We start from the raw sequence: 21,130 nt of genomic DNA, 5'->3' as shown, positions 1-21,130 counted from the left end.
ATTCTAAATCTTTTAAAGCTTTTCCATCATAAATAGCTAATATTAATTGATTTTCACTATTAATATGCTTTATAATTTCTTTTAAATCCTTACTTGAAATTCCTTTTTCAAATTCCAAAATCAATTGCTTAGAACTAGCAAATAACGAACTCTCACTTAAAAAATCAACAGCTTTATTTAATTTATAATCGCTATCTCTTAAAATCAACCTTTCATCGTATTTTTTCAGACTTTTTATAATTTCTAAGTTTATAAATATACTTAATCTACACGCCCCATAAAGCATAAAGGCATTAGGAAGATTGTTTTTTATTTTGTTAAATTCTGCTTCATACATCTTTAACTATCCTAGCAAAAACCTTAGCGCTTATTAAATCTACTTCATAAATCTCAACTAAAACCCTAGAAAATAAAGTTACATTAGGATTTGCAATAAATATCCTTGCACCTTTAAACTCATCATCTAAAACACCTATTGTAATATCTTCGTTTTTAGTGATTTTTACATAAAATCTTTTACCAATATTTTTATGAAAATATCTTGCATAAACCCTATCACAAAAATCCATTGCCACCTTATCAGCTTCTCTTTCAAGATTACTAACTTCAAAACATTTATTCTCAAGGTTCGTGCTAAGGTATGTAAATAGCTTATCTTGATTTTTCATAAGAGCTTTTAATAATCTATGCAAAATCAAATCCGAATATCTTCTAATAGGACTTGTAAAATGCGAATACCTTTCAAATCCTAATGCAAAATGCCCTTTATTTTCGTGTCCATATTCAGCTTTTTTAAATGAACGAATGATGATTTTATCTACTTCAGCACGGATATTTAATTCATCTGCTAAGCTCTGAATATTTTTGATATTTTCATAGATATTTTCTCCACCACTAAAATCAAGTCCTAATAATTGCAATTCTTCATACATAGCAGCGATTTTATTGTAATTTGGGCTTTGATGATTTCTAAAAATAGCTAAATCAGGGCACATTTTAGCCGCTGCTTTATTAGCAAGTAGCATACAATCCTCAATCAATTGATGAGACCTTGTTGATTGCTCGTAATAGGTCTTAGTAATTTGCCAGTCGCTATCAATCTCCATTCTTAGCTCTTCTGTTAAAAAATTAAAACCTTTATTTAATCTAGCGTTTCTTATCTTTTTTGTAAGCTCATTTAAAGAATATAAATAATTGCATTCTTTTAAATCAGTTTTTTTGTCTAAATACTCATCTACTTCATCGTAATTAAATCTTCTTTTTGAATTAATTATGCCTTCATAAATTTCTTCTTTTATTACTTTTGCACCTTCAAAATATATTTTAAAACCAAAGCAAAGCCTGTCTTCATTTGGGTTTAAAGAACAAATTCCTTCACTTAAAACTCTTGGTAACATAGGAATGCTTTTATGTGGAAAATATATACTAAATCCACGCTTTAAAGCTTCGTTATCTAAAGCACTAAAAGCCCTTACATATTCGCTTACATCAGCAATTGCTACATATAAAATCTGATTTTTTTCATCAAAATAAATAGCATCATCAAAATCTTTTGCGTGAATTGGGTCTATCGTGCAAAATGGCAAATGCCTTAAATCAAGTCTATCAGGATAAAAACTAGCATCAACACTGCCACTATAAGCATTTGCTTCATCTAAACACGCTTTATCAAATTCTTCAGTTTTATTAAATAAAGCCATAGAGATTTTTTCATCTACTTTTTCATCACTAATATGCCCTAGCACTTCTACTACATTTGAACTTGCATTATCAATCTTTAAAATAGTGCCAACAGGTAAGGCTTTTAATGATTTTTGAGATACACTAAGTTGTCTTAAAAGTCCTGTTTTAAAGCATTTTCCAAATACTACATTTTTTAGCATTTGAGTAATAACTAAAGAAAATTCTTCTTCTCTTTTTAAGACAAGTATTACAGCAGCACTTGGGCGACCTTTTTGCTTTTTAATCTTTTTTGCAATTACAATATCGCCGTATCTTGCTGAATGTAAGTCTTTTGATTTTATAAGTAAATCTCGCTCTAAAAACGACGCTTGTAAAAATCCATCGCCTTTAGAATTTATATCCATTTTGCCATAATAAAATCCATTATTAAAATAGATTTTATTATTGTATTCGCTTACTATTTTTTCTGTTAATAAGACTTTAATTATTTCTTTTTGTTTTGAATTAGCATTAAGCTTATTAAAACCTTGCCTAATGTTTTCTAAAAACTCAAGCATCTTGTTCTACTACTTTAATAGCGTCTATTAATTTATCTCCTAATAAGCCATTATTTTTAGCGTCTAATACACATTGAACCATCATTTCTTCATTAAAAAATCCAAAAATATTAATAAGATTTGAAACTATATTTAATGCAATCGCATTCTTTTTTATATCATTACTTGCATTTTCTGGATTTACACTATAAAAAATCGCATCAATCATATCAACTTCAAGATTCCATTTATCAAATATCATAGAAGTTACTTCTTCGCTACTCATTCCTAAAAATTGCTTTTCATAATCACTTAATTCTTTAATATTTCTTAAATCACTTAATCCATTTCTAAATTCTTCTGCTTTATTTGTTTCAACTAATTCAGAAGATATAACTATCTTGCCAATTTCTAATAAAAATGACGCTGGAATTACAACTTTTTTAGTATTGTCTGCACTTCTATTAAGCCAGTTAATTGCTAATGAATTTTGCATGGTTGAGATTTTTGCAAACATTGCTTCATTCATATTGTAAGCACTTAAATTGATTTTAAAAGAGTTTTTAACAGCTGCATTTAAAGCAAATCCTTTAATAGTTGTCATTCCAAACAAATTAACAGCCCTATCAACACTACTAATTTCTCTTGAAAATCCGTATAAAGGCGAATTTGCTGATTTTAAAATATTTGCAGTTAGCATTGGGTCTTTTTCAACTATTTTTGCTAAATCTTTTAAAGATGAGTTTTCGTCATTACAAATTCTTTGAATTTCTAAAGTGCTTTCATTAAGCGGAGGTAGGCTTTTTATTCTTTTACTAATAAAATCTTGCATAATAAACCTTTTAAGTAAATAAAATTTGATATTTTTTTATTAGATTGTAACTAAAATAGTTATAATTTGCTTAATTAAATCAAAAGAAAAAGGAAAAATATGGCAGTAAATGTTTATTATGATCGTGATTGCGATTTAGGTTTAATTAAAAGCAAAATAGTTGCGATTATTGGTTTTGGCTCACAAGGACACGCTCACGCTGAAAACTTAAGAGATAGTGGTGTAAAAGTTGTAATTGGTCTAAGAGAAGGAAGCTCGGCTAATAAAGCTCGTGCTAAAGGTTTTGAAGTTTTAAGCGTAGCTGATGCGACTAAAAAAGCTGATGTTATTATGATTTTAACTCCTGATGAATTTCAAGCTCAAATTTTTAATAGCGAAATTAAACCAAACTTAAGCGAAGGAAAAGCTATAGCATTTGCTCACGGATTTAATGTTCATTACGGACAAATTGTAGCTCCAAAAGGAGTAGATATTATAATGATAGCACCTAAAGCACCAGGTCATACGGTAAGAAATGAATTCGTAATTGGTGGCGGTGTTCCTGATTTAATAGCAGTTGCTCAAGATGAAAGCGGTAATGCAAAAGCTCTAGCACTAAGCTATGCAAGTGCAATTGGTGGCGGACGCACAGCTATAATTGAAACTACATTTAAAGACGAAACAGAAACAGACCTTTTCGGCGAACAAGCAGTGCTTTGTGGAGGTTTGACTGCACTTATTGAAGCAGGATTTAATACACTTGTAGAAGCTGGATATGAGCCTGAAATGGCATATTTTGAGTGCTTACACGAAATGAAATTAATCGTTGATTTAATGTATCAAGGCGGAATTGCTGATATGAGATATTCTATTTCAAATACAGCTGAATACGGCGATTATATTACAGGCGAAAAAGTTATAAACGAAGATAGCAAAAAAGCTATGAAAAAAGTATTAAAAGATATTCAAGATGGCACATTTGCAAAAGATTTCATCTTAGAAAGCCGTGCAAATTATCCAAAAATGAATGCAAGACGCAATATTACTAAAAACAGCCTTTTAGAACAAACTGGCGTTAAATTACGCAAAATGATGCCTTGGATTGAAAAAAGCAAATTAGTTCAACAAGATAAAAATTAATGGCTAAAAAAAAGCAAAAAAGCAAAGCTAATTCTAGCTTTGCTAAAACTCTTAAAATAATTTTTTTATTTTTATTATTATTTGGCATAGGGCTTTTAGTATATTTAAATATATACGAAAGTAAAGAGCAAATTAGCGAAACTAAAGAGATAAAAACTCAAAAAGAAATTCAAAAACCAAAACCGCAAACAATAGTAAATGCTATAAATAATTATAAAAATGAAAAAAGCATTGATAAGGAAAAGAATTTAAATCAAAATTTTAGTGATATATTTGCTAATATGGATTTAGAAAAAAATGATGATAATTGTAAGGTAACTAGCGTAACTTGTTTTGATACTAAAGAAACTTCAGCCTTTGGTGCTTTAGCAAGTGCTACTAATATTAAGGCAAAATTAGCAATTATTATTGATGATGTTGCGACAAAAGAACAAAGCGAAGAAATCAAAAAAATTATTAAAAATGGTAAAAAAATCACTCCGAGCTTTTTTCCTAACACAAACAATCACCCAGACACTAATAAATATTCAAAAGAATTTAAATCTTTTATGATACACCTTCCTTTAAGGGCTTTAAAGTTTAATAAAGAAGAGCCGCTAACCCTTACTCCAAGTGATAGTTATCAAGCGATTGAAAATAGGATTAAAAATATCAAAATCGCTTTTCCAAATCTAAAATATCTAAACAATCATACAGGCTCATTATTTAGCGAAGATGAAAACGCTATGAGAAATTTATTTAAAGCATTGAAAAAATATGATTTGATTTTCGTTGATTCAAGGACTAGTGCCAACACAAAAGCACCTACAATTGCAAAAGAATTTAATCAATTTTATATACACAGAAATGTATTTTTAGATAATTCACAAGATTTAAATGATATTCGCAAAAAGCTAGATGAAGCAGTGGAATTTGCCCTAAAACACAAAAGAGCAATAGCCATAGCACACCCACACAAAAATAGCCTAAAAGCAATTAGCGAATATGACTTTTCTAAAGTTGAGCTAGTTTATATAGATGATATATACAACGATTATAAATGAGTTTAATACTCTTAAAAACCCGCCTAATAAGATTTATTATAAAGGCAATTTAGAACTTTTAAAAATGCCTAAAATAAGTATAGTAGGCTCTAGAAAAATGAGCGTTTATACAAAAAATCTAACCTTTAAACTAGCACAAAAACTAAGCCAAATAGGTATTTGCGTAGTAAGTGGTGGAGCAATTGGAGTAGATATTGAAAGTGCAAAAGCAAGCCTGCCTTATCATATAGGAATTTTTGCAAATGGGCTTAATAAAATCTATCCAAAAAGCAATGAATTAATCATTAAACAAATATATGAAAACGCCCTAGCGCTAAGCGAAAACGAGCCAAATCATATCCCATTAAAACACGATTTTTTAGCTAGAAATCGCCTTGTAGTAGCTCTTGGAGATATTTTAATCATCACCCAAGCAGACCTTAAAAGCGGTTCATTAAATTCAGCAAAACACGCCCTAGAATATGGAAAAGATATTTATGTGTTAGCCCAAAGAATAGGAGAAAGTGATGGCACAAACGAGCTAATCGCAAACTATAAGGCAAAAATAATTTATGATATTGATATTTTCGTAGCACAAATGCAAGAATACTTCAGCGTTCAAAAATGCTACACTCAAAACTACGATGAGTTTTTAGAATTTTGCAAAAACGGAGCAAATCTTGATGAAGCCTTAGAGCGATACGGCGAATTAGTATATGATTATGAACTTGATGGAAAAATAATAATTGATGGAGTTTTAGTTAGGAGTGTTTAATGGAAAATATACTTGCACTTGATTTAGGACTTAAACGAATTGGCGTTGCAATTAGCATAATGAAAATTCCTATGCCCCAACCTGCAATAATTAGAATAAATCGCAATCAAGCAGCCACAGAAGTAAAAGAATTAATCAAAAAGCACAAAATCACTAAAATTGTAATAGGAATTCCAATGGGTGGTAGTGCTGAAGATGAGATGAGAAGAAGAGTGGAGCATTTTTCAAAACTAATTGAGTTTAGTAATATAGTCTATCACGATGAAAGTTTTACAAGCAAACAAGCAGCAAAAATTATTAGTAGCAAAAAAAAAGATGGCAAACAAGATAGCATTGCAGCATTTTTATTGCTTAAGGATTATTTAGGAATTTAAATTGAAAAAGCTCGTTTGTTTGCTTATATTTAAAGTTTTGTTAGCAAATGATTATGACTTAGGATTTGAGATTTTTAAAAATATTGATTTTACAAAAGAGCCAATTGAATACGAAAATGATTTAAAACAAGTTTATAATTTATGGTCTAAAGCTTGTAAGAATAAAAATATGCAAGCTTGTTATGATTTAGGGTTTTTATATGAGAGTGGAATAGGAACTAAGCAAAATTATACTAAAGCCATAAATCTTTATACTAAAGCTTGTGAAAATAACTTATATGAAGCTTGTTATGCAGTAGGTTTTATGAATGCTTATGGGATTGGAACGCAACAAAACAAGAAAAAAGCTATTAAATTCTATACCAAATCTTGTAATCATAATTATGCTGTTGGGTGTTATTTTTTATCATTTTTATATAAGGATAAAAAAGCTAAAGAATATTTAAAAAAAGCTTGTGATTTAGGTGATGAAAGAGCTTGTAAAAGTATTGAGAATTTGAAAAATTAAATTAGAAATTTAAAGGAAGTAAGGTGAAAAAATTATTATGTTTAGCACTTTTAGGTGCAAGTGTTTTAGGTGCAGTTGATATTAGTGGATTAGAAAAAGCTTGCAATAAAAACGATTATAAAGCTTGTGATGCTCTTGGATATTTATATGCAAGTGGCGAAGATGTAGAGCAGGATTTTAAAAAAGCAAATAAATTATGGATTAAGGCTTGTAAAGGTAAAGATGCTTCTTCTTGTTTTAATATAGGATTATCTTACGAACAAGGAAATGGAGTAAAACAAGATTTAAAAAAAGCAAGTGAGTTTTACACAAAAGCTTGTGATGGTGGACATACTTTTGCTTGCACAAATTTAGGTTCTATGTATTTTGAAGGAGATGGCATAAAACAAGATTTAAATAAGGCGAGAGAATTTTATACTAAAAGTTGCGAACTACAAGATTTTGGTGCTTGTGGATTTTTAGGCTTTATGTATTATTCTGGAATTGGCGTTGCAAAAGATATTGAAAAAACAAAAGAATTATGGACTAAAGCTTGCGATAATAAAAATGGAGAAAGCTGTTTAGCTTTATCAAGTTTATATGAAAATGATATTAAAAAGTCTATTGAATTAATTAAAAAAGCTTGTGATTATGGAGAACATACTAGTTGTTTGCTGTATAAAAAAATAAATAAGCAATGACATTAAAGGAGATAAAATGAAAAACTTATTATGTTTAGCACTTTTAGGTGCTGGTATTTTAAGTGCAAATGAGCTTGAGAGTCAGTGTAATCAAGGGGATTTTGAAGCTTGTTCAGATTTAGGAGTAGAATATGCTAAAAATCAAGATTATACTAAAGCAAAAGAATATTTTACTAAGGCTTGTGATAGCGGAAATGCTACGGGTTGCAATAATTTAGGGGTTGTTTATGCGAATGAATTTGGAGTAAAACAAAATTATACAAAAGCAAGAGAGTTTTATACTAAAGCTTGTAATAATGGGGATACTATGGGTTGCTCTAATTTAGGGTTTTTATACGAAAAAGGACTTGGAATAAAGCAAGATTATTTTAAAGCAAGAGAGTTTTATACCAAAGCTTGCAATAACGGAAATGCTACGGGTTGCTTTAATTTAGGAATTTTATATGCAAATGGATTTGGAGTAAAAAAAGATTACATAAAAGCAAAAGAATATTTTACTAAAGCTTGCGATGGTGAAAACGCTAGTGGTTGCTCTAATTTAGGGGTTGTGTATGCAAATGGATTTGGAGCAAAACAAGATTATGCAAAAGCAATAGAACTTTATGCTAAAGGTTGTGATGGTAACGATGCTATGGGTTGTTATAATTTGGGGGCTTTATATAATAACGGGCAAGGCGTTAGAGAAGATAAAAGAAAAGCTAAAGAATACTTAAGAAAAGCTTGTGATTTAGGCGAACACAACAGCTGTAGTCATTATGAAATATTAGATGAGCAAGGGTTTTGATAAATAAAAATGATAAATTTAAAGGAAGTAAAATGAAAAAATTATTATGTTTAATGCTTTTAGGTGCTGGTATTTTAAGTGCAAATGAGCTTGAGAGTAAGTGTAATCAAGGGGATTTTGAAGCTTGTTTTAATTTAGGAGTAGAATATGCTAAAAATCAAGATTATGCTAAAGCAAAAGAATATTTTACTAAGGCTTGTGATGGCGGACAAATTCTTAGTTGCCTTAGCTTGGGTGAATTTTACTTTTTTATAAATCAAGATTATGCTAAAGCAAAAGAATATTTTATTAAGGCTTGTGATGAAGATGCTACGACTTGCTCTGATCTAGGGTTGTTATATAGTGAAGGGTTTGGAATAAGACAAGATTATATAAAAGCAAAAGAGTTATTTACCAAAGCTTGTGATGCGGGAAGTATTGTTGGCTGTGTTAATTTAGGAAATTTATATGCTAACGGAAATGGTGTAAAGCAAGATAATGATAAAGCAAAAGAGCTTTATACTAAAGCTTGTAATGATGAATTTACTGAAGGTTGTTATGGTTTAGGATTATTATATAGCAAAGGGGTGATTAGAACAAGCGAAGATTATTTAAAGGCAAGCGAATTTTATACTAAATCTTGTGATGGTGGAGAAAGTGTTGGTTGTTATAATTTAGGTGTTTTATATAGCAGTGGGTATGGAGTAAAACAAGATCCTATTAAGGCAAAAGAGCTTTTTACTAAAGCCTGTGAAGATGGGTTACCTAATGGTTGTTTTAATTTAGGCAGTTTGTATTATAAAGGCAAAGGTGTAAAACAAGATAAAACAAAGGCTAAGGAATATTTTGGCAAAGCTTGTGATTTAGGCGGTCAGAATAGTTGTTATTGGTATAGAAAATTAAACGAGCAAGGATATTAATAATAAGAAATTTTAAGGAAATAAAATGAAAAAATTATTATGTTTAGTGCTTGTAGGTATGAGTTTATTTGCAAATAAAACCAATAAAGAATGTTTAAATATGAATTATAAAACTTGCTACGAGATAAATGATAAGAATTTAGAAAGTAAATGTGATAATAAAGATTATCATGCTTGTTTTTTATTAACACTAATTGAGTTAGATAACAATTGCAACAAAAACGATTATGAATCTTGTCATAAACTAGCTAACGAATATGAGAGTGATTGGAAATTTAAAAAAGCTATAGAATTGCATACAAAGGCATGTAATGGTGGGTATTTTCAAAGTTGTGATTTTTTAGGCTTTTTTTATGAACATGCTCGTGGGATAAAGCGAGATATTGCTAAGGCGATACATTTTTATAAAATAGCTTGCGATAACAAAGAATATTTAGCGTGTGAGAGTATAGGTTATATTTATTCTGAAGGTTTTTGGCTTATGCAAAATCATAAAAAAGCGATTGAATATTATAAAAAAGCTTGCGAGTATAATAAAGGAAGGTGTGAAAAATTAGCTTGGCAATATGAAAAAATAGATGATTTTAACAATGCTATTAAGGCTTATGAAATTTCTTGTGATGCTAAAAATAATAATGCCTGCTTACGCTTAGGAATAATGTATGAAAACGGCGAAAATGTAGAGCAGGATATAAATATGGCAAAAAAATATTATAGTCTTACATGCCGATATAAAGGCGTCGTAGCTTGTGATAAGCTAGAAATGTTAAACCAACAAGAAATTATAAAATAAATATGTAGGATAAAATATGAAAAAATTATTATCTTTAGTATTTTTTAGTATAAGTATTTTAGTTGCAAATGAAAACAATAAGGAATGCTTAAATGTAGATTATAAAACCTGCTTTAAACTTAATGAAGCCGAACTAAAAAGCAAATGTGATGAAAAAGATCACCCATCTTGCTATCTTTTAGATACACTAAAATATGAAAAATTATGCGCTCAAAATGATTTAGAAAGTTGCTACAAACTAGCTGGGCAGTATGAAGATCATAAAAAATATAAAAAAGCCTTTAAATTACACACAAAAGCATGCGATGGTGGGTATTTTTCAAGTTGTGATTATTTAGGTTTTTTTTATGAACAAGCTCGTGGTATAAAGCGAGATATTAAAAAAGCTATGCAGTTTTATGAAATAGCTTGTGACAATAGAGTAGCGAATGCTTGCAAAAGTTTAGGCAATAAGTATTCTACAGGTTTTTGGGTTAAGCAAGATCATAAAAAAGCGATTGAATATTATAAAAAAGCTTGTGAATATGACCGACCATATCAATGTGAGGAATTAATATACGAATATGAAAAAATAAAAGATTATAAAGAAGCGATTAAGATTTATAAAAAAACCTGTGATAACGGATATTTCCCAAGCTGTGAGCGTTTGTTTTTGATGTATAAAAATGGCGATAGGGTAAAGCAAGATTTAAATTTAGCAAAAAAATATTTAGCCGATGTTTGTCGTTATAGTCCTGAGTACTGCGAAGAATTAGAAATAAATGAAGAAGAAATCTTCAATCAGGAAGTAAAATGAAAAAATTACTATGTTTATTTCTTTTAGGACTAAGTTTAAATGCAAATATTTTAGAAATTAAAGAGCTAAAAACTAAGTGCAATCAAAAAGATTTAAATGCTTGTGTTAGTTTAGGGAACGAATATTATCAACAAGCTTGTTATGCTAAAGCAAGGGATATTTGGATTAAGGCTTGCAAGGGTGGTAATAGTACTGGGTGTGAATACTTGTATAATTTACATATAAGTGGGATATTTAATTTAAGCAGCTTTTTTAAAGATGAGTTTAAAACGCAATCAGAATTAACCCACAAAACTTTTAAATTTAGTGCCAAGCATTGCAACGAAGGTTCGATTCAACATTGCTCAATTTTGGCATTTTTTTATGCTAATGGCTTTGGTGGAGTTAAGCAAGATTATGCTAAGGCTAGAAAGCTTTACGCTAAAGCTTGTGATAAAGAAGTAGAGTCATCTTGTAATCACTTAGGCTTTTTGTATAGCGAAGGGCTTGGGGGCAAGCAAGATTATGCTAAGGCAAAAAAGTATTTTGCAAAGTTTTGCGAGTTTAAATATCTTATTGATAATTGCGAAAATTATGAAATATTAAAAGATTTGGGGTATTAAAAATGATTTTAAATATTCACTAAAAATTTAATAAACAAGATTATAAAAACAAAAATTATCTTAAGGAAATATTATGAAAAAATTATTATGTTTAGTACTTTTAGGTGCTGGTATTTTAGGTGCAAATGAGCTTGAAGAGTTGGCAAATAAATGTAATCAAAATGATTATGAATCTTGTGAAAAATTAGGAATAGAATATTTTAGAAGTAAAAACTATAAAAAAGCCAATGATGAATGGATTAAAGCTTGCAAAAACGACCGAACTACTAGTTGCCTTAGTTTGGGAATTTTATATCATAATGGATTTGGAACACAGCAAGATTATATAAAAGCAAGAGAATTTTATATTAAGGCTTGTAATGGCGGAGAAGTGCTAGGTTGCACTACAGTAGGATTATTTTATAAAAATGGACTTGGAGTTAAACAAGATTATTCAAAAGCTATAGAATTTTACACTAAAGCTTGTAATGCCGGAAATGCCTTTGAGTGTTTTGACTTGGCTTTAATATATGCTAATGGAAAGGGTGTAAAGAAAAATTATTCAAAAGCTATAGAATTTTACACTAAAGCTTGTAATGCCGGAAATGTTGAGGGTTGTTTTAATTTAGGACTTTTATATTTAAATGGACAAGGAGTAAAACAAAACTACTTTAAAGCAAAAGATGCATGGGTGAAAGCTTGTAATGGTAATGATGCTGGGAGTTGTTCTAATTTAGGAACTTTATATAGCAAAGGGCTTGGGGCAAAACAAGATTACTTTAAGTCAAAAGAGCTTTATATTAAAGCTTGCAATAGTAATGATACTATGGGCTGCTTTAATTTAGGGGCTTTATATTATAACGGACAAGGCGTTAGACAAGATAAAAGAAAGGCAAAAGAATATTATGGCAAAGCTTGTGATTTAGGCGAGCAAAAAGGTTGCGATGAGTATAGAAAACTAAACGAGCAAGGATATTAATGATATTTAATCATACCGAGCATTTTAACGAGATTTATGGCTTTAAAAAGCCAATTGATTTGGAGTATTTCGGAGTATTTATAAACTCTATTAAATGCGATGAAGAAGAGTTTTTAAGTGTATTTAGTAAGTATTCGCCTACAAAATTAGATAATAATTTTTATATTTTTAATCAAGAATTTAAAATAAGAATTTCAACTCACGATTTAGCAATAAATGGCGGTATTTATATACAAGATTATTCAAGCTATTTATGCGCTAAGGCTTTAAATGTTAGCTCAAGCGATATTATTTTGGATATGTGTGCTGCTCCAGGGGGTAAGAGTATAAATCTAGCTAATTTTAGCGACAATTGTGAAAATCTAAGCTCAAATGAGCTAAATAGCAAAAGATTTCATAAGCTTAAAACAATCCTAGCAAACTACGGCGTAAAAGCAAAAACCTATAATCACGATGGTATTTTGATAGGTCGTAAAACGCCCGAGCGATTTAGCAAAATATTGCTTGATGCTCCTTGTAGCACATTTATGCACGATTTTTCTATCACAAAAAGCCATAAAGAAATAAAGCAAATCGCCACTACTCAAAAAAAGCTTTTAAACTCTGCCCTAACAGCTTTACAAATAGGTGGGGAGCTAGTTTATAGCACTTGCACGCATAATTTTTATGAAAACGAAGCAGTGATTTATAATGCGCTTAATTCTAAATTTAATATAGAACTTTTAGAAATTCATTTGCCTTGCGAATATTTACAAGGACTAAGTAATTACGATGAAAAATATAGTGATGATAGACTTGATAAAACTTATCGCATAAAGCCAACCAACACACATTCAGGCTTTTTCATAGCAAAATTAAGGAAATTAGGCTAAATTATTTTGCTAATAAATTTGTAATATTCTAAGAAATATTGAGCTAATTAGTGAGTTTAAATTATAAAAACTACATAGATAGATTAATAGTATTAAAAAGACTTAAAAGTAAGAAAACGATAAGATATTTAATCAATACATAACAAAATCTTATAAAAAATAAATTATTTTAATAATCTGCCTTGCCTAATCAACTGCAAAATATTCTAATTAGCTATTTTAATTATTTGGATTGGCAATTAGTGTTTTTACAATAGTTAGTTAAAACCTAAATACTTAATAGTATTTAGGGAAAGTTTTAATTATTTGTTTGTTCTTTTAGTTTTTCTTCAAGTTTTTTAAGCTTTTTTTCTGATTTTTTATGCTCTTTTTCAACTTTTTCTACTTTATCATCAACTTTATTTTCTAATTCTTTAGCTTCTTTTTTAGCTTTATTTTTTAATTCTTTTTCTTCTTTATCAGCTAATTTTTTAGCTTCTTTATCTTTTTTAGCTTTGATTTTTTCTAAATCATCTTTGTATTTATCTTCAACTTTTTCTTTTTTAGCATTTAGTTTTGCTTGGCTTTTTTCTAATTTTTTACTCTCGTAATCATATTTAGTTTCAGCTTTGATGGTTTTTAATTTTTCATTATCTATTTTACCATCTACACAATTTTTGCTGATTTCTTGTTTTTGTGTTTTTAAATATTCTAACCTTTCTGGATTTGCCTTTTTTTGATTTTGAACTTTTGTGATTTGCTCATCAAGTTTATTTAAAACCTTATCACACGATGTAGTAGCAAAAAGCGATGAAGCTAAAGCAACACTTAAAATTAACTTATTCATAAATTCTCCTTAAAAAATATTCAGCAAATAGTATAAAAACACTCATTAAACAATTAGCTTAGCTAAATAAATTATATGTAGCCAATACAAATTAAGTAAAACTTAAGATTGGGGGGGGGTATTATACTGATTTTACAAAAAGCATAATGCAAAGCATTAGGCTTTAAACCAAATCAAAAGGAGAATTAATGAAAAAATTATTAACAGCTAGTTTGTTTTGTAGCGTGGCATTATTTATGAGTGCTTGTTCTGATGAAAAAAAAGAATTAAGTCAAGATGCGTTTAAGTTTGATATTGAAACTGAAACAAAAGGATTCGGTAAATATATTACGATAAGACACATTTTAAGTCTAACAACTAAAGATGATATTGAAATTAAAAAAATTACAGCAAATCGTGGTACTTGTGAAGTAAGAGATTGGAATAAAGAACATGATGAATACAATTTAAGCGATAACTTAATATCTGATGAAACTCCACCAAAAATATGTAATGCTGGAATATTAAATAAAAATTGGATTGATTATTGCGAAAACTTAATTAAATGGGCAGAACTAAGCAAAGAAAATTGTAGTTATGAGTATAAATATGATATAGGTGGTAAAAGCGAAGATTATAAAAACATAAATGAAAGAGTAGAAAAAACAGAAAATAAAAAATATATTGAAAATTGTGAAAAAGCAAAACAAGTTGCTAAAGAAAAATACAATGGGAAATATTATTATGATTATAAAGTGCCAATGAAATTTGGTGAAACTAAACAATTTGGCATATTTGATTGTTCTGATGTTGTGGAATTTAGCGTATATACAAATAAAGGCTTTGTAACTTATAGCGTTAAATAATAGCTTAGCTAAAGGAAAAACCTTTAGCTAATGCAAACTTGTCCTGCATAAACGATAAAAAATCTTAACATTATTACGCCAATTAGCACAGCAAGAGAGTTTATTATTATGAATGCAGGTTTATAGGCGTGGTTTTTAAGTGCGGTTAGGGCTATTAAAATAGGTAAAACAAGCCCTGTTCCTAGCACTCCAAACCAAAATAATTTTGAATAAAACTCATGAGAAAAAATAGCCTTAAGCGATATTAAACTCTCGCCCCCACTATAATACATTCCTACAAAAAGCAAAAGTAAGATAGGGATTTCAAGCATTATTGCTCTTAAATCTAAAACTAATAAATACTTTATGTTTTCTTTATTTAAATGAGCTTTAAAAAATAAAATTCCCACAAGTATATTTGCAGCTATTCCACAAGAAAACGCAGAAACCACAAAAAGCAATGGTAAAATAGGAGTATTCCATAAAGGGATTTTAGAAATCGCACTTAATAAAAATCCCGTATAAGCACCAACACATAAAGCTAAGAAAAACAATACATATTCAATCATCTTTGCAAAATTAGCCATTTTTCTTATGGAATTTGTAATAGGAATTAAGAACCTAAAATAAAGCCCTATTTCACGCTCAAAAATGATTAATGCGTATAAAAATGCTAAAGGTGTATAAACTAATAAAAATAAAACACCTAAAGTCATAACCGAAGTAAAATTGTATTTTATTAGCAATAAATAAAATGTAAGTGGTTTGCCTAAATCAATTATCAAAAGCAAAAGCCCCAAGCTAATAGCAAGTGGAGAAATTAACGCTCCTGCTTTAATCGTAGCGTCCCAAATACTATTAGTATTATGTGTAAATCTATTAAATTTTACTATTAATGAAACCATCAAACACCCAGCACTAAGCCCTGCTAAAAACAAATATAGTGCAATAGGCCAAGGCCAATAAATCTCATTATATTGCATTAAGCTTCCTGCCATATTATTCATAGCGTCCTCCTTTTGTATTTTTTATAAAACCTAGTTTTGGTTTAGTGCCTAAATGAGCTTTAGGATATTCAACGCTTTTACTTGCTAAGACTTTATTGACTTCTGAATTGCTATCATTTATATCCCCAAAAATTAGTGCATCAGTAGGACATACGCTAACACAAGCAGGGGTCAAACCATCGCTTACTCTATTTGGATAACAAAAAGTGCATTTATCAATTGCTTTTGTGATAGGATTAAGAAATCTTGCATTATAAGGACAGGCTAATATGCAGTATTTGCAAGATACGCATAAATTTTCATCAATTAATGTTATTCCATTTGCTAGTTTAAAACTAGCTCCAGTAGGACATACGCTTACACACGGGCTATCTTCGCACATTACACAACTTGCCCTTGTAAAATCTGTTTGAAGATTTGGAAAAACTCCCTTCATTTTCGCATGAACTTGCACTCTAAAAACCCCACTTGGGATTTGATTTTCGTTTTTACAAGCTACGCTACAAGCCTCGCAACCTATACATAAATTTTCATCGTGAATCATTACAAACTTTTTCATCTTTAAGCCCTTTTAATATCTACGCCTATATTTGTAACCATTGTGCTACAAACATAACCACTTCTTGAACCTAGCACTATGCTATCATTTGCACCTATTTCGTGAATGTTTTTAAGTGCTGGAGTATTACGACCAAATCCGTGATAAATAAACAATGTATCAGGACGAATTCCTTGAGTTAGCATAAGTTTTACTTGGATTTTGCCAAATTCATTTTCTAAATATACTAAATCGCCATCTTTAAAGCCTAATTCTTTAGCCTTAGTTTCATTTATCCACACAGGACTTTCACTCATTAATTCATTTAAAATTGGGATATTTTGAGTATGAGCGTTTGTATGAATTGGAGTTTTGCCACTTGTTAGACAAAATTCATGATTTTTAAACACATCATAATCAGTTGTATTTAAACAGCCGTGAGTTGGGAATAAGTTTTCAACTTTTTCTATGAAAAGCTCTATTTTTTTACTAGGTGTCTTAAAGTTAATTAGCGAACTAAGTTCGCCATTACTATCAATTTTATCTTTAATTTGCGGATAAGTTTTAGCAAATTCTTTTATGGTTTTTGGCTCTCTTAAATAAAAACTAGGGACTTTATAAGTTACTATGCCATCTTTTTTAAGATTTGCTAGTAAATCTACATTGCCTTTAGCTTGTTGCATTCTATACTCATCTATTGTCGTATAAGTATAAAGCTCATCAATTTTCATCATATTTGCTAGTTTTCTAAAAATATCAAAACCACTTTTTGTATCGCCTATAACTTCTACGGCTTTATTTCTCATATAATAGCCATTTCCTATAGTTGCAATGCTCTCATCTCGCTCTAAATATGAGCTTTCTGGTAATACCACATCAGCTAAATTGCTAAAATCATTTAAATATATATCAATACTTACTATAAAATCTAGCTCATTTATAGCCTTTAAACTCTCATTTACATTTGCTACATTTACTAAGTGATTAAACCTAGTATTTACCCAAGCTTTAATAGGATATGGCTTTTTGCTAAGTATTGCAGGGGCAATATCCATTAAAACTCCGTGTTTTCTGGATACAAAATAGTTTTTATTTCCATCTTCACCTGCACCATCAATTCTAGGAGTGTTAGGAACCTTAAAAACATTGCTAGGATTATCAAGAGTAGGGAAAATATCTTCGCCTATGATTTTATTTAAAGTATTTGTATTTTTGCTAGTGTGAATGCCACCTTTTTTCTCGTAATTTCCCATTAAAGCGTTTGCTATTGCAATAGCTCTTGTGCGTTGATATTCTGCATAAGTAGTAGTGGTTTTATGTCCCCAATCAATTACTACTTTAGGAGCAGCTTTATAGATTTCATCGGCAATTCGCTCAATAGTATTAGCACTAATTCCAGTGATACTTTCTTGCCATTTAGGGCTTGTATCTTTTACACTAGCTTTAAGTTCATCAAGTCCTATGCAATATTCATTTACAAATTCTTTATCGTATTTTTCATCTCTTAGCCAAATATGAATTAATGCCATTAAAAATGCCACATCAGTTCCTGGCTTAATAGGTAGCCACTCATCAGCCTTAGCAGCAACTACGCTAAATCTAGGCTCAAGGACAAGTAGTTTTGTATCACTTGCAGCTGCAAATTTAGCTAGTTTTTTAGCATCACTTATTACTATACCTTCAAATAAATTATGTCCGAAATTTACAATATATTTTGCATTAGCAAAATCTCTTGATAAGCCGCCGCCATAAGTATGCTCTAAAACCATATTATAAGTAATCGGACAGCTTGAATAATGTGAAAATATATTAGGACTGCCGTAAGCACAGGCAAAATTACTCATGTGAGTGTGAGATTCTCCGGCTTTGCTTGTAAATATTACGCTACTAGCTCCGTGCTTTTCTTTTATTTCGTTTAACTTTGTTGCAACTAGGTTTAAAGCTTCGTCCCAACTAGCTTCACGCCATTTGTTTTCCCCACGCTTACCTACACGAATTAAAGGCTTAATAAGGCGGTTTTTATCATATAATTGATTAATTCCTGCTCCACCCCTTGCACATACGCTTGTTTTATTTGCACTAAATTTTGGATTACCATTAATAAATACACCTTTATTATCTTTAACGCTTATTTCAATAGGACAGCGAGTAGAACACATCTCGCAAACCGAAAAAACACTTTTTTTATCCCCGTTTGTAAAGGCATTAGCACTTAAAACTGGATTAATACAGGCTAATGAACCTAAAAATGCAGAGCCTTTTAAAAATTCCCTTCTTTGCATTAATACTCCTTAAAATACAAATACTTTCAAAGTATTTAATTAAATTATACTTAAAAATTTTAATTAAATTATAAAATTATAATATATTTTATTTTAAATTATCGGAATTTAAATTCTTTTTATTTTTTATGCCAAATTCTTGAATTAAAATATAATTTTTTAGATTTTTCTTGACAATTAAAAATTTTTTTTGTATTATTCAACCTTTCACAAATATTTTAATGTCTTGTTAGCTCAGCAGGTAGAGCATCTCACTTTTAATGAGGGGGCCGCTGGTTCGAATCCAGCACAGGACACCATCAATCTTGGTCGCTTAGCTCAGTTGGTAGAGCGCCACCCTTACAAGGTGGATGTCATAAGTTCGAGTCTTATAGCGACCACCATTTCTTAAACTAGGTTGCGGCGGTAGTTCAGCTGGTTAGAATATCGGCCTGTCACGCCGGAGGTCGCGGGTTCGAGCCCCGTCCGCCGCGCCATTTCCCTTTCTTTTAAAAATTTAAACAATAGTTCTCTCTTTTAATATTTTTATTTCTTAATTTATTTAGGATAAAATCTATCTCTTAAAAAAATATTAAAGGAGAATTATGAAAGATTTTTTCATTAACTTTTTTACACTTTCAGAGCCTTTATCAATTACTTTTGTATTAGTTTATTTAATATTATGCTTTTGGCTAAATCGTTTAGCATATACTATAAGTTTTGCAAAAAGAATGACATTGGCACTATTTTTAGGCGTTATTTTGGGTGTATTAGCTCAATATTTGGCAAATTATCCTGCAAATTCTAAAGAAATTTTATGGCTTGAGCAAACTAGAATTTGGTATTCTTTCGTTGTAAGTATTTTTATTAGCTTGTTAAAACTTATGATAGTTCCTATTGTATTTTTTGGAATTTCATCATCTTTATTAAAGCTTGAAGGTGGAATAAAAATTTCATCTATTCTTAGTAGAAGTATTTTTTGGCTTTTAATAACTACTGCAATTGCAAGTGCTATAGGTCTTAGTCTAGGTGTAATATTTAATCTAGGAAGTGATGTTGTAGTGCAAACTTCAAAAACTATAAAAGAAGCTAGAACCCTAAGCTCAATTTTATTAGGTTTAATGCCAAATAATATCATAGATTCTTTTGCAAATAATAATATTTTAGGAGTAATTTTAGTAGCATTTTTATTCACTCTTGGTGCAAGAAAAATAGGCACAAAAGAAGAAAATAAAGAAATATTTAGCACCTATAAAAACCTAGTAATTTTTATAAACAAAATTATTATGAATGTAATTACAAATATAATCCAACTAATGCCTTATGCTGTTGTTGCGATGATTGCAAATGTGCTAATAGCAAATGGAGTTGCAGCTATGAAAGAAGCTGGGTTATTTATAATATTAACTTATGCAAGTGGAATTTTAATGATTGTTGTATTTTCTATCATTTTAGCATTTCACGGCTTATCTCCTATGGTGTATTATAAAAAAGCGTTTGAAGTGCTATTATTAGCTTTTACTTCAAGAAGTTCAGCGGGTGTTTTACCGATTACCATTCGCACACTTCATACTAAATTAGGCGTTAGTGAAAACAATGCAAACTTCGTAGCAGGGCTGGGTGCTACTATAGGAATGAGTGGCTGTGCTGGGTATTATGTAGGGCTTGTGGCTGCGTTTATTATGCATAGTGCAGGGCTTAGCATTGATTTATCTAGTGCAGTTTTAATTATTATAATTACTCTTGTTGGGTCTTTAAGCATCGCAGGAATTCCTGGAATTTCAATTGTAGCAGCTTCTATTATGATTACAGGGCTTGGACTTGGGGATAAGTTTTATTTACTAGGTGTGATTTTTGCAATTGACCCTATTATAGATATGGTAAGAACTATGAGCAATGTAAATGGTGCTATGATTGCAGCGATTGCGACTGATAGCGAGTTAAAAACATTAAATAAAAATGAATATAAGGATTTAAACAATGAAAGAGATTAATTATCAAGAATATTTAGATATTAAAGATAATGCAACTTGTGTTATAGCTTTTGGAGCACCTTGGTGTAGGGATTGTAAGATTGCTGAGCCGTTTTTGGTAGAGCTTAGTCAAAAATATACTAATATAAATTTTTACCATGTAAATGTTGATAAAGATGAAAATATAAGAGCTGATTTGAGTATTCGCCATATTCCTACGATACTTTTTTTAAAAAATGGAGAAGAAGTGCATACAAGAGTGGTTGAGCCGCACTCAATTTCTTTGATTGAAGAAGGCGTTTTAAAGCTTTAAAATGTTTAAAAATCCATCACTTAACAATGTGTTTTCACAGAATTTTGATGGATTTTATATATATTCTAAAAATAGCGAAATTGAAATTCTTTTAAAAGAATTAGCAAATAATCTAAGCAAAAATAATCTAGTTTTATATATTTGTAATACTGATA

General features: G+C 29.9%; 22 protein-coding genes, 3 tRNA genes and 1 pseudogene. 19 read left to right on the top strand and 7 right to left on the bottom strand.

The genetic code is table 11. The features are described from left to right. The 3 genes and pseudogenes from KJQ99_RS03995 to KJQ99_RS03985 form a co-directional block, all read right to left on the bottom strand. Positions 1–337, bottom strand: a pseudogene (locus KJQ99_RS03995) (hypothetical protein); the annotation flags it as partial. Beyond that, positions 330–2,240 carry an RNB domain-containing ribonuclease gene (locus tag KJQ99_RS03990; protein ID WP_214119601.1) on the bottom strand — a complete coding sequence of 637 codons (1,911 nt, stop codon included), beginning with the start codon at positions 2,238–2,240 and terminating at the stop codon, positions 330–332. The pseudogene KJQ99_RS03995 and the gene KJQ99_RS03990, both read right to left, overlap by 8 nt. After that, the gene (locus KJQ99_RS03985; RefSeq protein WP_214150101.1) at positions 2,233–3,051 is read right to left on the bottom strand and encodes an HDOD domain-containing protein; all 819 of its coding nucleotides are present in this window, start codon (positions 3,049–3,051) and stop codon (positions 2,233–2,235) included. The genes KJQ99_RS03990 and KJQ99_RS03985 overlap by 8 nt, the downstream gene beginning before the upstream one ends. Positions 3,052–3,150: 99 nt before the next feature. Between KJQ99_RS03985 and ilvC the strand changes: the two genes are divergently transcribed. The 13 genes from ilvC (at position 3,151) to KJQ99_RS03920 (ending at position 13,233) form a co-directional block, all read left to right on the top strand. After that, positions 3,151–4,170: a ketol-acid reductoisomerase gene (ilvC, locus tag KJQ99_RS03980; RefSeq protein ID WP_214150100.1), complete on the top strand. Its 1,020-nt coding sequence runs from the start codon at positions 3,151–3,153 to the stop codon at positions 4,168–4,170. Then, on the top strand, positions 4,170–5,213 hold the full coding sequence (locus KJQ99_RS03975; RefSeq protein ID WP_214119605.1) for a divergent polysaccharide deacetylase family protein: 1,044 nt from the start codon (positions 4,170–4,172) through the stop codon (positions 5,211–5,213). Before ilvC ends, KJQ99_RS03975 begins: the two co-directional genes overlap by 1 nt. After that, positions 5,188–5,967, top strand: a complete 780-nt coding sequence (locus tag KJQ99_RS03970; RefSeq protein WP_214150099.1) for a DNA-processing protein DprA — start codon at positions 5,188–5,190, stop codon at positions 5,965–5,967. The genes KJQ99_RS03975 and KJQ99_RS03970 overlap by 26 nt, the downstream gene beginning before the upstream one ends. Beyond that, positions 5,967–6,341, top strand: a complete 375-nt coding sequence (gene ruvX / locus KJQ99_RS03965; RefSeq protein WP_214119608.1) for a Holliday junction resolvase RuvX — start codon at positions 5,967–5,969, stop codon at positions 6,339–6,341. Before KJQ99_RS03970 ends, ruvX begins: the two co-directional genes overlap by 1 nt. 1 nt (position 6,342) lies before the next feature. Next, on the top strand, positions 6,343–6,849 hold the full coding sequence (locus KJQ99_RS03960; RefSeq protein WP_214116347.1) for a tetratricopeptide repeat protein: 507 nt from the start codon (positions 6,343–6,345) through the stop codon (positions 6,847–6,849). A 23-nt stretch (positions 6,850–6,872) separates the two neighbouring features. Beyond that, positions 6,873–7,529 carry a tetratricopeptide repeat protein gene (locus KJQ99_RS11040; RefSeq protein ID WP_214150098.1) on the top strand — a complete coding sequence of 219 codons (657 nt, stop codon included), beginning with the start codon at positions 6,873–6,875 and terminating at the stop codon, positions 7,527–7,529. A 16-nt stretch (positions 7,530–7,545) separates the two neighbouring features. Then, positions 7,546–8,313, top strand: a complete 768-nt coding sequence (locus KJQ99_RS03950) for a tetratricopeptide repeat protein (RefSeq protein ID WP_214150097.1) — start codon at positions 7,546–7,548, stop codon at positions 8,311–8,313. A gap of 32 nt (positions 8,314–8,345) precedes the next feature. After that, positions 8,346–9,212 (top strand): tetratricopeptide repeat protein, encoded by an 867-nt coding sequence (locus KJQ99_RS03945; protein WP_214150096.1) that lies wholly within the window; start codon positions 8,346–8,348, stop codon positions 9,210–9,212. Between the two features lie 25 nt (positions 9,213–9,237). Beyond that, positions 9,238–10,005: a tetratricopeptide repeat protein gene (locus KJQ99_RS03940; RefSeq protein ID WP_214150095.1), complete on the top strand. Its 768-nt coding sequence runs from the start codon at positions 9,238–9,240 to the stop codon at positions 10,003–10,005. 16 nt (positions 10,006–10,021) lie between these two features. Then, complete coding sequence (locus KJQ99_RS03935; RefSeq protein ID WP_214150094.1) at positions 10,022–10,801, top strand: tetratricopeptide repeat protein; 780 nt, start codon at positions 10,022–10,024, stop codon at positions 10,799–10,801. Further along, positions 10,798–11,403, top strand: coding sequence for a tetratricopeptide repeat protein (locus KJQ99_RS03930; protein WP_214150093.1), 606 nt, complete (start codon positions 10,798–10,800; stop codon positions 11,401–11,403). The genes KJQ99_RS03935 and KJQ99_RS03930 overlap by 4 nt, the downstream gene beginning before the upstream one ends. Positions 11,404–11,476: 73 nt before the next feature. Continuing rightward, positions 11,477–12,361, top strand: a complete 885-nt coding sequence (locus tag KJQ99_RS03925; RefSeq protein WP_214150092.1) for a tetratricopeptide repeat protein — start codon at positions 11,477–11,479, stop codon at positions 12,359–12,361. Further along, positions 12,361–13,233: an RsmB/NOP family class I SAM-dependent RNA methyltransferase gene (locus tag KJQ99_RS03920; protein WP_214150091.1), complete on the top strand. Its 873-nt coding sequence runs from the start codon at positions 12,361–12,363 to the stop codon at positions 13,231–13,233. The genes KJQ99_RS03925 and KJQ99_RS03920 overlap by 1 nt, the downstream gene beginning before the upstream one ends. Positions 13,234–13,531: 298 nt before the next feature. On the opposite strand, the gene KJQ99_RS03915 is transcribed toward KJQ99_RS03920, so the two are convergent. Further along, positions 13,532–14,059 (bottom strand): hypothetical protein, encoded by a 528-nt coding sequence (locus tag KJQ99_RS03915; RefSeq protein WP_214150090.1) that lies wholly within the window; start codon positions 14,057–14,059, stop codon positions 13,532–13,534. A gap of 188 nt (positions 14,060–14,247) precedes the next feature. Between KJQ99_RS03915 and KJQ99_RS03910 the strand changes: the two genes are divergently transcribed. After that, positions 14,248–14,904, top strand: a complete 657-nt coding sequence (locus tag KJQ99_RS03910) for a hypothetical protein (protein ID WP_214150089.1) — start codon at positions 14,248–14,250, stop codon at positions 14,902–14,904. 23 nt (positions 14,905–14,927) lie between these two features. Here the strand turns inward: KJQ99_RS03910 and nrfD are convergent, their stop codons facing one another. The 3 genes from nrfD to phsA are packed head-to-tail and all read right to left on the bottom strand — an operon-like array spanning position 14,928 to position 18,710. After that, on the bottom strand, positions 14,928–15,890 hold the full coding sequence (nrfD, locus tag KJQ99_RS03905) for an NrfD/PsrC family molybdoenzyme membrane anchor subunit (RefSeq protein ID WP_214150088.1): 963 nt from the start codon (positions 15,888–15,890) through the stop codon (positions 14,928–14,930). After that, complete coding sequence (locus tag KJQ99_RS03900) at positions 15,883–16,449, bottom strand: 4Fe-4S dicluster domain-containing protein (protein ID WP_214150087.1); 567 nt, start codon at positions 16,447–16,449, stop codon at positions 15,883–15,885. The genes nrfD and KJQ99_RS03900 overlap by 8 nt, the downstream gene beginning before the upstream one ends. Before the next feature lie 2 nt (positions 16,450–16,451). After that, positions 16,452–18,710, bottom strand: a complete 2,259-nt coding sequence (gene phsA / locus KJQ99_RS03895; RefSeq protein WP_214150086.1) for a thiosulfate reductase PhsA — start codon at positions 18,708–18,710, stop codon at positions 16,452–16,454. Positions 18,711–18,933: 223 nt separating this feature from the next. Here phsA and KJQ99_RS03890 point away from each other — a divergent pair. From KJQ99_RS03890 to KJQ99_RS03870, 5 genes are all read left to right on the top strand, one after another. Next, positions 18,934–19,009: transfer RNA gene (locus tag KJQ99_RS03890), tRNA-Lys, on the top strand. Between the two features lie 8 nt (positions 19,010–19,017). Then, positions 19,018–19,093 (top strand) — tRNA-Val (locus KJQ99_RS03885). A 16-nt stretch (positions 19,094–19,109) separates the two neighbouring features. Continuing rightward, positions 19,110–19,186 (top strand) — tRNA-Asp (locus KJQ99_RS03880). Between the two features lie 108 nt (positions 19,187–19,294). After that, on the top strand, positions 19,295–20,683 hold the full coding sequence (locus tag KJQ99_RS03875; RefSeq protein ID WP_214150085.1) for a cation:dicarboxylate symporter family transporter: 1,389 nt from the start codon (positions 19,295–19,297) through the stop codon (positions 20,681–20,683). Next, positions 20,670–20,975: a thioredoxin family protein gene (locus KJQ99_RS03870; protein WP_214150084.1), complete on the top strand. Its 306-nt coding sequence runs from the start codon at positions 20,670–20,672 to the stop codon at positions 20,973–20,975. Before KJQ99_RS03875 ends, KJQ99_RS03870 begins: the two co-directional genes overlap by 14 nt. Positions 20,976–21,130 lie beyond the last annotated feature (155 nt).

The sequence above is a fragment of the Campylobacter sp. 2018MI13 genome, from assembly GCF_018501135.1.
Taxonomy (GTDB): Bacteria; Campylobacterota; Campylobacteria; order Campylobacterales; family Campylobacteraceae; genus Campylobacter_E.
This window is presented reverse-complemented; position numbering and strand designations above follow the sequence as displayed.